This is a genomic window from Pseudomonas sp. PS02303, assembly GCF_029959925.1.
GTDB lineage: Bacteria > Pseudomonadota > Gammaproteobacteria > Pseudomonadales > Pseudomonadaceae > Aquipseudomonas > Aquipseudomonas mandelii.
The window spans coordinates 1-13,616 of the sequence record NZ_JASCOM010000160.1 but is presented as its reverse complement, the minus strand read 5'-3'; the positions used below and the strand labels follow the sequence as shown (position 1 = coordinate 13,616).

Below are 13,616 nucleotides of genomic sequence, written 5' to 3'. Positions count from 1 at the left end.
TGTCAGTTAACAAAGATGTCGACTGATGTGACGCCTTCGCGGGCAAGCCTCGCTCCTACAGGTTCGGGGTTAGCTCACGATTTCGAGGGCAGGCTGCTGGCTGCTGCCAAACGTCAGATACTCAACCAACTCCGCCAACGGCAGCGGCTTGCTGATCAGATACCCCTGCACCTGATCGCAACCAAACCCGCGCAACAACTCCAGCTGCTCCGCCGTCTCCACGCCTTCGGCCACCACTTCAAGGTTGAGGTTGTGCGCCAGGTTGATCATCGCGTGGACCAGTTTGCGATTCTCTTCCCGCTCTTCCATGCCGCCGACAAAGCTCTTGTCGACCTTGAGCAAGGCAATCGGCAGGCTGTTGAGGTGCACGAAGGACGAGAACCCGGTGCCGAAATCATCCAGTGAGAAGCGCACGCCCAGGCGCCCGAGGGCGTCCATGGTCTGTTTCACCAGGTCGCTGCGGCGCATGACCGCAGTTTCGGTCAGTTCGAATTCCAGCCATTGCGCCTCGACGCCGCGCTCGGCGATCAGCCGGCTCAGGGTCGACAACAACTGGCTGTCCTGAAACTGCCGGAACGACAGGTTGATCGCCATGTGCAGCGCCGGCAAACCACGCTCGCGCAATGCCTGCATGTCCCGCAGGGCCCGGGAAATCACCCAGTAACCGAGCGGTACGATCAAACCGCTTTGCTCGGCCAGCGGCACGAACTCGCTGGGCGCCAGCAAACCGCGCTCGGCATGCCGCCAGCGCACCAGGGCTTCGAGGCCGACGATCTGGCCGTCCTCAAGGTTCAGGCGCGGCTGGTAATGCAACTCCAGTTCGTCACGGCGCAACGCCCTACGCAGCTCGCTTTCGAGGTCGGCCATGCTGCGGGCATTGCGGTTGATGCGTTCGTTGAAGATATGAAAGGTGCAGCCCTGAGTGCTCTTGGCTTGCTGCATGGCGATGTGCGCGTGCCACATCAGCGGGTCGGCGCCGGCCTGGGCCCGGGCGTGGGCGATGCCCAGGCTGGAACCGATCAACAGGCTTTCGCCGTCGACCCAGTAAGGTTCGGCCAGGGCTTCGGTGATGCGCTCGGCCATCCATTCGGCGCGCTGAGGCGCGCGGCGGGTGTCGATCAGCAAGGCGAATTCATCGCTGCCAAGCCGCGCCAGTTGATCGCCGGCCTCAAGCTGGCTTTTCAGCCGCGCAACCACCTGCAGGATCAACCGGTCGCCGGCCTGGTGGCCGAGGGCATCGTTGGCGTGACGGAAGTTGTCGAGATCAAGGTGACCGAGGGCCAGGCCACGGCCGTCGTTTTCCGCCAGACGCGCGGCCAGCAAGGTCTGGAAGCCCTGACGGTTGGCGATGCCAGTCAGCGGGTCTTGCTCGGCCAGGCGTTGCAGGGTGTTTTCCAGCAAGCCACGTTCGCGCACATGCCGCAGGCACCGGCGCAGCATGCCGGCATCGAGATGGTCGCGCACCAGCCAGTCGCTCACACCATCGGGCGACGTCAGGGGCTCGTGCTCGAGCAGCAACACTGTCGGCAAGCTGCATCGGCCTGGCAGAGGCTGAAGTGCTGGAATGGTCAACAACACCGCGTTGCGGTTGTCATCGAACAGACTGCTGACCGACTCCCAGCTCGGCGCGCTGATAAGCACGGCCGAGCTCCCCATCGGAGCCAGACACTCGCGCAACAACGCTGCCCACACCGGCTCTTCGGCCAGTAGCAGCAAACGCAAGGGTTCGACAGGCGTAGACAAGCTAGCTCCCTAGACTCTGCAAAGATGTAGGCGACGGGCATTATGCCGCGCCTGTAACCAATGACCAAATGACATCAGTTATCAAACGTGAGTTTGTGTCTGGAATACGAACATTAGCCGCTAATTCACCGCGCATCCTGCTTGAAAGTATCAAAACCGGCAAATAGAGATAGCGTGGTGCGTCACAAGTCGGAGAGAGCAGCACAATTCGCTGAGCCTGTTAAAATGCCGGCCCATTTCACTAACGACTCCCTGATTTCGTATGTCCCGACTCAATCCCCGGCAGCAAGAAGCCGTGAGCTACGTCGGCGGCCCTCTTTTGGTGCTCGCCGGCGCCGGCTCCGGCAAGACCAGCGTGATCACCCGCAAAATTGCGCATCTGATCCAGAACTGCGGCATCCGCGCCCAGTACATCGTCGCCATGACCTTCACCAACAAGGCCGCGCGCGAGATGAAGGAACGGGTCGGCACCCTGCTCAAGGGCGGCGAAGGCCGTGGCCTGACGGTGTGCACCTTCCACAACCTGGGCTTGAACATCATCCGCAAGGAACATGTTCGCCTGGGCTACAAGCCGGGCTTCTCGATCTTTGACGAAACCGACGTCAAAGCCTTGATGACCGACATCATGCAGAAGGAATACTCGGGCGACGACGGCGTCGACGAGATCAAGAACATGATCGGCTCGTGGAAAAACGACCTGATCCTGCCGCCCGAAGCCCTGGAAAACGCGCGCAATCCCAAGGAACAGACCGCCGCCATCGTCTACACCCACTATCAGCGTACGCTCAAGGCGTTCAACGCGGTGGACTTCGACGACTTGATCCTGCTGCCGGTGAAGCTGTTCCAGGAACACGCAGACATCCTCGAAAAATGGCAGAACAAAGTCCGCTACCTGCTGGTGGACGAATACCAGGACACCAACGCCAGCCAGTATTTGCTGGTGAAACTGCTGATCGGCACGCGCAACCAGTTCACCGTGGTCGGCGACGATGACCAGTCGATCTACGCCTGGCGCGGCGCCCGCCCGGAAAACCTGATGCTGCTCAAGGACGATTACCCGTCCCTGAAAGTCGTCATGCTCGAGCAGAACTACCGCTCCACCAGCCGCATCCTGCGCTGCGCCAACGTGCTGATCTCGAACAACCCGCACGAATTCGAAAAGCAGCTGTGGAGCGAGATGGGCCACGGCGACGAGATCCGCGTGATCCGCTGCCGCAACGAAGACGCCGAAGCCGAGCGCGTGGCCGTGGAACTGCTGACCCTGCACCTGCGCACGGACCGGCCTTACAGCGATTTCGCGATCCTGTATCGCGGTAACTACCAGGCCAAGCTGATCGAACTGAAGCTGCAGCACCACCAGATTCCGTATCGTTTGTCCGGCGGCAACAGCTTCTTCGGTCGCCAGGAAGTGAAAGACCTGATGGCCTACTTCCGCCTGATCGTGAACCCGGACGACGACAACGCCTTCCTGCGGGTGATCAATGTCCCGCGCCGGGAGATCGGTTCGACCACGCTGGAGAAGCTGGGCAACTACGCCACCGAGCGCAAAATCTCGATGTATGCCGCCACCGACGAAATCGGCCTGGGCGAGCACCTGGATGCGCGTTTCACCGATCGTCTGTCACGCTTTAAGCGCTTCATGGACAAGGTCCGCGAGCAATGCGCCGGCGAAGACCCGATCTCGGCGCTGCGCAGCATGGTCATGGACATCGACTACGAGAACTGGCTGCGCACTAACAGCTCCAGCGACAAGGCCGCCGATTACCGCATGGGTAACGTCTGGTTCCTGATCGAGGCGTTGAAAAACACCTTGGAGAAAGACGAAGAAGGCGAGATGACCGTCGAAGACGCCATCGGCAAACTCGTCCTGCGCGACATGCTGGAACGTCAGCAGGAAGAGGAAGACGGCGCTGAAGGTGTGCAGATGATGACCTTGCACGCTTCCAAGGGCTTGGAATTCCCTTACGTGTTCATCATGGGCATGGAAGAGGAAATCCTCCCGCACCGCTCCAGCATCGAAGCCGACACCATCGAAGAAGAACGCCGCCTGGCCTACGTTGGCATTACCCGGGCGCGTCAGACCCTGGCCTTCACCTTCGCCGCCAAGCGCAAGCAATACGGCGAGATCATCGACTGCGCGCCGAGCCGCTTCCTGGATGAGCTGCCGCCGGACGACCTGGCGTGGGAAGGCAACGACGACACACCTGTTGAAGTCAAAGCCGTTCGCGGCAATACCGCATTGGCGGATATACGGGCGATGTTAAAGCGCTAGAATTGAGCACTTTTTAACCGAACACTTTTTAACCAGGCATTTTTGACAAGCTAGGCGCACATGGCGCCAGTAGAGGAACGCTTCATGGAAGCACTGCACCAGAAAATCCGCGAACAAGGCATCGTGCTTTCCGATCAGGTCTTGAAGGTCGACGCCTTTTTGAACCACCAGATCGACCCGGCCCTGATGAAGCTGATCGGCGATGAATTCGCTGCGCTGTTCAAGGACTCGGGCATCACCAAGATCGTCACGATCGAAGCTTCGGGCATCGCCCCGGCGATCATGACCGGCCTGAACCTCGGCGTGCCGGTGATTTTTGCCCGCAAGCATCAGTCACTGACCTTGACTGAAAACCTTCTGTCGGCGACCGTTTACTCGTTCACCAAGCAGACCGAAAGCACCGTGGCCATCTCCCCGCGCCACCTGACCAGCAGCGACCGCGTGCTGATCATCGATGACTTCCTGGCCAACGGTAAGGCGTCCCAGGCGCTGATCTCGATCATCAAACAGGCCGGCGCCACCGTCGCCGGCTTGGGGATCGTGATCGAGAAGTCGTTCCAGGGTGGGCGTGCGGAACTGGATGCCCAAGGTTATCGGGTTGAGTCGCTGGCTCGGGTGCAGTCGCTGAAAGATGGCGTGGTTACCTTCATCGAATAAAGCCACACCGCATATCCCTTGTGGGAGCGAGCCGGCTCGCGAAAGCGCTGGATCAGTCAACGGTGATGTCGACTGATACTCAGCATTCGCGAGCAGGCTCGCTCCCACAGTGGTGTTGGAGTGGCTGTTATGGCGCGGTGGCCTTGAGGCCGGCGAGTAGCAGCCGCTGAAACAGGTCCTCTTTCAGCCCTTCCGGGTTGGTCAGCTGCATCCGCTCCAGATGCTCGGGAAACGCCGCAGGCTCCGGCGCGTCCAGCGCAGCCTTGCCCAACTCCAGAATCTCAGAGAGCTTGAACTTGCTCTTCAACCAGTTCAGCGACCGCAACAAATCCCTCTCCACCGCAGTGAAATCACACCCCAGCGGATATTCCGGAAACAAATTCGGATGCAACGCCTGAATCGCCTGTAAACGCTCCGGGCTGTTGTCGGCAAAACGCGGATCGATGCGGAAATTCTTCGGCAATTTGCCAACGTTCTGCGCCTGCTCGATCAACCCCGGCTGGAAGCGAGAGTCGCTGATATTCAGCAATGCCTCGATCACCGCCGCATCGGTCTTGCCGCGCAGATCGGCGATGCCGTACTCGGTGACCACGATGTCCCGCAGATGCCGTGGGATCGTGCAGTGGCCGTATTCCCAGACGATGTTCGAACTGACCTCACCGCCCGCCTCGCGCCAGCTGCGCAACAGCAGCACGGACCGCGCGCCCTCCAGCGCATGGCCCTGAGCAACAAAATTGTATTGCCCGCCAACGCCGCTCAGCACTCGCCCGCTTTCGAGCTGATCGGCCACGCCCGCGCCGAGCAGGGTCATGGTGAACACGGTGTTGATGAAGCGCGCGTCCAGGCGCTGCAAGCGTTTGAGTTCTTCCTGACCGTAGAGCTCGTTGATGTAGCTGATGCGGGTCATGTTGAATTCGAGTCGCTTGCTTTGCGGAAGCTCGCGCAGGCGCTCGTAAAAACTGCGCGGCCCGAGGAAGAACCCGCCATGCACCGAGATGCCATCGGTTTGCGCGGCTTCGTCGAGAGTGCCGGCATTGGCTTGTTGCTGGGTCGGCACGTCCGGGTAGACCTTGCGCCGCACGATTCCGGCATCGGCCAGCACCAGCAAGCCGTTGACGAACATTTCGCTGCAACCGTAAAGGCCCTTCGCGAACGGATCGATGCCGCCTTCGCGGTCGATCAACTGCGCCCACTGGCTGAGATTGATATCCGCCAGCAACGCCTTGTAACCGGCATTGTCGGCCTGACGCGCCAGCAACGCTGCGGTCAGGGCATCGCCCATGGCACCGATGCCGATCTGCAAGGTGCCGCCATCGCGCACCAGCGTACTGGCGTGCAAGCCGATGAAGTGATCCTGGAAACCCACGGGCATGTTCGGCGTGGAGAACAGTGTGGTGTTGTCCTTCTCGTCGATCAGCAGGTCGAAGGTGTCGATACCTATTTCGGCGTCACCGGGCATGTAGGGCAAATCGTTGTGCACCTGGCCCACCAGCAGGATCGTCTCTCCCGCCGCCCGGCGTTTGGCGATCATCGGAAACAGGTCGAGGGTGATGTCAGGGTTGCAGCTCAGGCTCAGACGATCCGGGTGTTCGGCGTGGCTGGCCACCAGTTGCGCCACGAGGTTCAAACCGGCGGCGTTGATGTCCCGCGCGGCGTGGCTGTAGTTGCTGCTGACGTAATCCTGCTGGGCCGATTCGCTATGCAGCAGGCTGCCGGGCTGCATAAAGAATTGATGGACGTGAATGTTCGCCGGCAGGCTGTCTTTGTGAAGTCCGGCGAGAAAATCCAGCTCCGGATAATCGCCAAACACTCGCTCGATGAAGGGTTCGAGGAAGCGCTTTTGCAAACCGTCGCCCAAGGCCGGGCGGCCCAGGCACAGGGCAGTGTAGATCGTCAGCTGCCGGTCGGGCAGTTGCGCGACGCGCTGGAACAACGCGTTGACGAAGTGGTTGGGTTTGCCCAGGCCCAGGGGCAGGCCCATGTGGATATGCGCTGGCAACCGCGCCAATACGTCATCGACCGCCTGCTCGATAGAACACAGCTGCACCATCTGATCCTCCCTTACATTCCGTGAATTGGGGTTGGACCGAGCTTGCCGGGCCTTTACTGCAAAGAATAGTCCCCAAGGAAAATCGCAGGCACAAAAAAGCCGCTCGTAAGCGGCTTTTTCGCTGAAGATGCTGGCGTGTTACAGGCCGGACATTTCTTTGATGGCGCCCTTCAGCTCGTCGTCGGAGCAGTCGGCGCAGGTGCCTTTAGGCGGCATCGCATTGATACCGGTAATGGCTTTGGCCAGGATGCCGTCTAGGCCGCCCTGGTGATCGGCGCGCTCTTTCCAGGCAGCCTTGTCGCCGATTTTCGGCGCACCCAGCAGGCCGGTTCCGTGGCAAGCATTGCAATGTTTTGCAATCACATCTTTAGGCGTCTTGGCACCGCCACCGCCAGTAGCAGCAGCAACTTCCATCCCCTTGCACTCTTGACCCTGGACGCAAACCTGGCCGACTGGCTCAAGGCGTTTAGCAATATCGTCGTTGGTCGCTGCTTGTGCGCTGACTGCCCATAGGGCCAATACGGTTGCTGGTACGGCCAGCATTTTCATAATTAGATTCACGCGTTCACCCTCAATGGTGGCTAGTCACGCCTACGGCCACGGTTCGCAGGCGGGCGCAAGTATAACGGTAACCCCGTCACACTGAAACAACCCCAAAGTCGAAGGGGTCTTGTTGCGCAATGGAAAAACGGTTCGGGTGCCTCCGCCATGCTGGCAGGACGCCTCTTCTCTTAGAAATTCGCGGGCGTGGCTGCGCTGATTAGTCGCGCCGGCGCATCGAACGGATTACGGAAACGGTGTGGCTTGGTACTTTCAAAGTAGTAGCTATCCCCCGCTTCGAGCACAAAAGTTTCAAGCCCTACCACCAGTTCCAGTCGGCCTTCCACCAAAATGCCGGTTTCCTCGCCCTCATGGGTGAGCATCTCGTCACCGGTGTCGGCGCCAGGCGGGTAGATTTCATTGAGGAAGGCGATAGCCCGGCTCGGATGCGCCCGACCGACCAGTTTCATGGTCACTGCACCATCGGAAATATCGATCAGCTCGTTGGCCTTGTAGACGATCTGCGTCGGTTTTTCCTGCAGGATTTCTTCGGAAAAGAACTCGACCATGGACATGGGAATCCCGCCCAGTACCTTCCTCAGCGAACTGATCGAGGGGCTGACGCTGTTCTTCTCGATCATGGAAATCGTGCTGTTGGTGACGCCCGCGCGCTTGGCGAGCTCACGCTGGGAAAGACCTTTGAGCTTACGGATGGATTGCAGTCGTTCACCGACGTCCAAGCTTGCGCCTCCAAGATTCAGGTTGTAGAAATATTGAGCGTTATCATGGCGACAGCGTTCAGTATTTACAACACTTTGGCCTGAATCCTGTTCAGCGAAGCGACTTCCGGTACGGACTGCTGACCGCTAACCCTCGGAATAGAGCTTTGGCACCCGGCGCAGGTTGCAGAAGATCTGATAGGGAATCGTGTCAGCGGCGGCGGCCACGTCGCTGGCGAGGATGTTTTTACCCCACAACTCAACGGTCGAACCCAGGCCGGCCTGAGGTACATCGGTCAGATCGATGCAGAGCATGTCCATCGACACCCGGCCAATCAACTGGCTGCGCTGCCCGGCGACCAACACTGGCGTGCCGGTCGGTGCCTGACGCGGGTAACCATCGGCATAACCCATGGCCACCACCCCGACGCGCATGGGCTTGGGGGTGATGAATTTGGCGCCATAACCGATCGGCTCGCCGGCCGGCAGTTCACGCACGCAGATCACTTTCGATTCCAGGGTCATCACCGGCTGCAAACGGGAGGCCACGGCGTTGGCTTCTTCAAACGGCGTGGCGCCGTAGAGCATGATGCCCGGGCGAACCCAATCGCTCGGAATCTGCGGCCAACCGAGTACCGCCGGCGAGTTGCGCAAGCTGATCTCGGCCGACAAACCTTTACGTGCCGCTTCAAACACAGCGACCTGCTCGGCGCTGGCCTGCTCGTGCAGCTCATCGGCGCGGGCGAAGTGGCTCATCAAGACAATCTTCGCCACCTTGCCGCTGGCCAGCAGCCGTTGATACGCCGCGTGATAATCCTTTGGATGCAAGCCAACCCGGTGCATACCCGAATCGAGCTTGAGCCAGACCGTGATGGGTTTGCTCAACGCGGCGTTCTCGATGGCTTCGAGCTGCCACAACGAATGCACCACACACCAGAAATCATGCTCGACGATCAGCGACAGCTCATCGGCTTCGAAAAAACCTTCCAGCAACAACACCGGCGCCCGAATGCCAGCCGCGCGCAACTCCAACGCTTCTTCGATACAAGCCACGGCAAATCCGTCCGCCTCGGCTTCCAGCGCCTGGGCGCAACGCACCGCGCCATGGCCGTAGGCATCCGCCTTGATCACGGCGAGGGCCTTGGCCCCCGTGGTTTCACGGGCGATCCGGTAGTTGTGACGCAGGGCTTGAAGGTCGATCAGGGCACGGGCTGGACGCATGGCGGCAGACTTCTAGGCGGTCATGGGAATAAAAACCGGCGCTGGCTGACAGCGTGAACCGCCAACAGCACCGGAAGAGGGATCTTTCTAACGTCCTGACAGGCTTACGGCAGAGCGGCGACGACCGACAGCTCGATCAGGATTTGCGGTTCGCACAGCTTCGACTCAACAGTCGCACGGGCCGGGGCGACGCCTTTTGGCAGCCACTTGTCCCACACCGCGTTCATGCCTTCGAAATGCGCGTCGATGTCTTTCAGGTAAATCGTAACCGAGAGCAAACGGCTCTTGTCGGTGCCTGCCAGATCGAGCAAACGCTCGATATTGGCGAGGGTTTCACGGGTCTGCTGTTCAATCCCGGCATTCATGTCGTCGCCGACCTGCCCTGCCAGATAGACGGTGCCGCTGTGGACAACGATCTGGCTCATGCGCTCATTGGTGAGCTGGCGCTGGATTGACATGTTTTGCGGACTCCTGAAGTTTTGTGCCGTAACGGGAAATATCGAGGCCTTCGGCGCTGATCTGCGGCGTTTTCTTCGCCATCAGGTCAGCCAGCAAACGGCCGGAGCCGCACGCCATGGTCCAGCCGAGCGTGCCGTGACCGGTGTTCAGGAACAGGTTGCTGAACGGGGTGGCACCAACGATGGGCGTGCCGTCCGGAGTGGTCGGACGCAGACCGGTCCAGAAACTCGCCTGGGCCAGATCGCCGCCCTGAGGATAAAGGTCGTTGACGATCATCTCCAGGGTTTCGCGCCGACGCGGGTTCAGCGACAGGTCAAAACCGGCTATTTCAGCCATACCACCGACACGGATGCGGTTGTCGAAACGGGTGATCGCGACCTTGTAGGTCTCGTCGAGAATGGTCGAGGTCGGAGCCATCGCCGGGTTGGTGATCGGCACGGTCAGGGAGTAACCCTTGAGCGGATACACCGGGGCCTTGATGCCCAATGGCTTGAGGAGTTGCGGCGAGTAGCTGCCGAGTGCCAGCACGTAGCGATCCGCGGTTTCCAGCTTGCCGTCGATCCATACGCCGTTGATGCGATCACCGGCGAAGTCGAGCTTCTGAATGTCCTGGCCGAAACGGAATTCCACGCCCAATTTGACGGCCATTTCGGCCAGGCGAGTGGTGAACATCTGGCAGTCGCCAGTCTGGTCGTTCGGCAGGCGCAAGGCACCGGCGAGGATATCAGTGACGCTGGCCAGGGCCGGCTCAACGCGGGCAATGCCAGCGCGGTCGAGCAGTTCGAACGGCACGCCGGACTCTTTCAGAACAGCGATGTCTTTCGCCGCGCCGTCCAGTTGAGCCTGGGTGCGGAACAGTTGGGTCGTCCCGAGGCTGCGGCCTTCATAGGCTATGCCGGTTTCAGCGCGCAGTTCGTCGAGGCAGTCACGGCTGTACTCGGACAGACGCACCATGCGCTCCTTGTTCACCGCATAACGGCTGGCGGTGCAGTTGCGCAGCATCTGCGCCATCCACAGGTATTGGTCGATGTCGGCGGTGGCCTTGATCGCCAGCGGTGCGTGGCGCTGCAACAGCCACTTGATGGCCTTGAGCGGCACGCCCGGCGCGGCCCACGGCGAGGCATAACCCGGCGATACTTGCCCGGCGTTGGCGAAACTGGTCTCCATGGCAGCGGCCGGCTGACGGTCCACCACCACCACTTCGAACCCGGCACGCGCCAGATAATAAGCACTGGTGGTACCGATGACGCCGCTACCCAAGACCATAACGCGCATTTTCATATCCCTCATCGCGGCTTGCCGCTGACGTTCGTAGTTGTAGAGCATTGATGTGCGCAGTGTAAAAAAGATTAGGCAGTGCTTTTCACTATATAACTGCCTATATTTGGCGAGAATTCTCGGCAAAAACCCTTTTCACGGAGGCGCATCCCCTATGCGTACCAACACTCAGACCAAACGTGAGCTGGACAAGATCGACCGCAACATCCTGCGGATCCTGCAAGCGGACGGACGCATCTCCTTCACCGAGCTTGGGGAAAAGGTCGGGCTCTCGACCACTCCTTGTACCGAGCGGGTCCGGCGCCTGGAGCGCGAAGGGATCATCATGGGCTACAACGCCCGGCTCAATCCGCAGCACCTCAAGGGTAGTCTTCTGGTGTTCGTCGAGATCAGCCTCGACTACAAATCCGGCGACACTTTCGAAGAGTTCCGACGTGCGGTGCTGAAACTGCCCCATGTGCTGGAATGCCATTTGGTGTCGGGGGATTTCGACTACCTGGTGAAGGCGCGGATTTCCGAGATGGCTTCCTACCGCAAGCTGCTGGGCGACATCCTGCTCAAGCTGCCGCATGTGCGCGAATCCAAGAGCTATATCGTGATGGAAGAGGTGAAAGAGAGTTTGTGCCTGCCGATTCCGGATTGAGACTTTGTGGTGTCTGTTCAGACCCCATCGCTAGCAGGCTCGCTCCCACCGCTGATCTTCAGCGGGTACACAGTCTGTGCATGACGCAGATCCAGTGTGGGAGCTAGCCTGCTAGCGATTACGGGCGACTCGGTCTTCCCTCAGACAAGGACCTGCCGGGTCGACGCCATGTACTCATGAATCTGCTTCTCCACCCGCGGATGAATCAGCTCCACGGGCCCCCGCCCATTCGGGCACGGCAAGGTCTTGGTGGTCCCAAACAACCGGCAGATCAGCGGCCGCTCGTCATACACCGTGCAGCCATTGGGGCCCAGGTGCACGCAGTTGAGTTCATCCATCGCCGCATCCTGCTCGGCCCGGGTCTTGCGCGGCAGGCGGGACATTTCTTCCGGCGAGGTGGTCACCGGTCCACAGCAGTCATGGCAGCCGGGCACGCACTCGAACGAGGGGATCTGCTGGCGAAGCGTGCGGATTTTCTGGCTGTTGCAGCTCATCGAAGCGGTGACCCAAAGCGGAATAGACCGGGATTCTGACGCAAAAGCCGCGATCCAGACAGCACGAACCGACCAATGTTGCCCGCGCCGGAACGTCCGGCTTATGCTCCGTCAAATTTTATAGACACACGAATCAGGGACGCTCACATGAATGCCCGTGCCCAGCACACTGCCTCTTACTACGCCGCCAGCAGCCTGCCGCAGCCCGATCATCCGGTGCTGCAAGGCGATCTGGTGGCGGACGTGTGCGTGGTCGGCGGCGGGTTTTCCGGGCTGAACACGGCGCTTGAGCTGGCCGAACGCGGCCTCAGCGTGATCTTGCTGGAAGCGCACAAGATCGGCTGGGGTGCCAGCGGACGCAATGGCGGGCAATTGATTCGCGGCGTCGGTCATGGCCTCGATCAGTTCACCGACGTGATCGGTGCGCAAGGCGTGCGCCAGATGAAACTCATGGGCCTGGAAGCGGTGGAAATCGTCCGCCAGCGTGTCGAGCGTTTCCAGATTCCGTGCGACCTGACCTGGGGTTACTGCGACCTGGCGAACAAACCCCGCGACCTCGAGGGTTTCGCCGAAGATGCCGAAGAGCTGCGCAGCCTCGGCTACCGCTATGAAACCCGGCTGCTGCAAGCCAATGAAATGCACTCGGTGGTGGGTTCGGACCGCTACGTCGGCGGCTTGATCGACATGGGTTCGGGCCATCTTCACCCGCTTAACCTGGCACTGGGCGAAGCGGCCGCCGCGCAGCAGCTGGGCGCAAAGCTGTTCGAACACTCGGCGGTGACCCGCATCGATTACGGCCCCGAAGTAAAGGTCCATACCGCCCAAGGCTCGGTTCGCGCCAAGACGCTGGTGCTGGGCTGCAACGCCTACCTCAACCAACTCAACCCGCATCTCAGCGGTAAGGTGCTGCCCGCGGGCAGCTACATCATTGCCACCGAGCCGTTGAGTGAAGAGCTGGCGCACTCGCTCCTGCCGCAGAACATGGCGGTCTGCGATCAACGGGTGGCGCTGGATTACTACCGGCTTTCGGCGGATCGACGCCTGCTGTTTGGCGGTGCCTGCCATTATTCGGGCCGCGACCCGAAGGACATTGGCGCGTACATGCGGCCGAAGATGCTGGAAGTCTTCCCGCAACTGGGCGGGGTGAAGATCGACTATCAATGGGGCGGGATGATCGGCATCGGCGCCAACCGACTGCCGCAGATTGGCCAGCTCAAGGATCAGCCGAATGTGTATTACGCCCAGGCGTATTCCGGACATGGGGTGAATGCCACGCACCTGGCGGGCAAGTTGTTGGCCGAGGCGATCAGCGGGCAGCAAGGGGGCGGGTTTGATTTGTTCGCTCGCGTCCCGCATATCACCTTCCCCGGCGGGAAGCATTTACGCTCGCCGCTGTTGGCGCTGGGGATGTTGTGGCATCGGCTTAAAGAGTTGGTCTGAGGAAGTGGTAGCGCTCTTGCGGACGCCTTCGCGGGCAAGCCTCGCTCCTACAGGTTATGCGTCGGTCGGAAGATCGACACTAACCCTGTAGGAGCGAGGC

The 13,616-nt window shown here is 60.4% G+C and carries 12 protein-coding genes; 4 read left to right on the top strand and 8 right to left on the bottom strand.

The annotated features are described in order from the left end of the window. Positions 1–69: 69 nt before the first annotated feature. Positions 70–1,743 (bottom strand): bifunctional diguanylate cyclase/phosphodiesterase, encoded by a 1,674-nt coding sequence (locus tag QMX98_RS25010; protein WP_010465155.1) that lies wholly within the window; start codon positions 1,741–1,743, stop codon positions 70–72. A 262-nt stretch (positions 1,744–2,005) separates the two neighbouring features. Here QMX98_RS25010 and rep point away from each other — a divergent pair, with 262 nt between their 5' ends. Further along, positions 2,006–4,015: a DNA helicase Rep gene (rep, locus tag QMX98_RS25005; RefSeq protein ID WP_010465157.1), complete on the top strand. Its 2,010-nt coding sequence runs from the start codon at positions 2,006–2,008 to the stop codon at positions 4,013–4,015. Between the two features lie 84 nt (positions 4,016–4,099). Beyond that, on the top strand, positions 4,100–4,672 hold the full coding sequence (locus QMX98_RS25000) for a xanthine phosphoribosyltransferase (RefSeq protein WP_109626693.1): 573 nt from the start codon (positions 4,100–4,102) through the stop codon (positions 4,670–4,672). Between the two features lie 127 nt (positions 4,673–4,799). Here the strand turns inward: QMX98_RS25000 and QMX98_RS24995 are convergent, their stop codons facing one another. The 6 genes from QMX98_RS24995 to dadA form a co-directional block, all read right to left on the bottom strand. Next, on the bottom strand, positions 4,800–6,722 hold the full coding sequence (locus QMX98_RS24995) for an acetyl-CoA hydrolase/transferase C-terminal domain-containing protein (protein ID WP_077748587.1): 1,923 nt from the start codon (positions 6,720–6,722) through the stop codon (positions 4,800–4,802). A gap of 138 nt (positions 6,723–6,860) precedes the next feature. Beyond that, the gene (locus QMX98_RS24990) at positions 6,861–7,271 is read right to left on the bottom strand and encodes a c-type cytochrome (protein WP_077748586.1); all 411 of its coding nucleotides are present in this window, start codon (positions 7,269–7,271) and stop codon (positions 6,861–6,863) included. A gap of 182 nt (positions 7,272–7,453) precedes the next feature. Next, positions 7,454–8,002, bottom strand: a complete 549-nt coding sequence (locus QMX98_RS24985) for a cupin domain-containing protein (RefSeq protein ID WP_007947433.1) — start codon at positions 8,000–8,002, stop codon at positions 7,454–7,456. 126 nt (positions 8,003–8,128) lie between these two features. After that, positions 8,129–9,202, bottom strand: a complete 1,074-nt coding sequence (gene alr, locus QMX98_RS24980) for an alanine racemase (protein ID WP_083375465.1) — start codon at positions 9,200–9,202, stop codon at positions 8,129–8,131. 104 nt (positions 9,203–9,306) lie between these two features. Further along, positions 9,307–9,660, bottom strand: a complete 354-nt coding sequence (locus QMX98_RS24975) for a RidA family protein (RefSeq protein ID WP_010465169.1) — start codon at positions 9,658–9,660, stop codon at positions 9,307–9,309. Further along, a complete protein-coding gene (gene dadA / locus QMX98_RS24970; protein ID WP_010465171.1) occupies positions 9,632–10,936 on the bottom strand; it encodes a D-amino acid dehydrogenase in 1,305 nt (434 codons plus the stop codon). The genes QMX98_RS24975 and dadA overlap by 29 nt, the downstream gene beginning before the upstream one ends. 157 nt (positions 10,937–11,093) lie before the next feature. Here dadA and QMX98_RS24965 point away from each other — a divergent pair, with 157 nt between their 5' ends. Beyond that, entirely contained in the window at positions 11,094–11,582 is a 489-nt protein-coding gene (locus QMX98_RS24965) for an Lrp/AsnC ligand binding domain-containing protein (protein WP_010465173.1), read from the top strand. Positions 11,583–11,722: 140 nt separating this feature from the next. Here the strand turns inward: QMX98_RS24965 and QMX98_RS24960 are convergent, their stop codons facing one another. Beyond that, a complete protein-coding gene (locus QMX98_RS24960) occupies positions 11,723–12,076 on the bottom strand; it encodes a YkgJ family cysteine cluster protein (RefSeq protein ID WP_007947437.1) in 354 nt (117 codons plus the stop codon). 147 nt (positions 12,077–12,223) lie between these two features. On the opposite strand from QMX98_RS24960, the gene QMX98_RS24955 reads away from it, so the two are divergent. After that, the gene (locus QMX98_RS24955) at positions 12,224–13,516 is read left to right on the top strand and encodes an FAD-binding oxidoreductase (RefSeq protein ID WP_221107767.1); all 1,293 of its coding nucleotides are present in this window, start codon (positions 12,224–12,226) and stop codon (positions 13,514–13,516) included. Positions 13,517–13,616 lie beyond the last annotated feature (100 nt).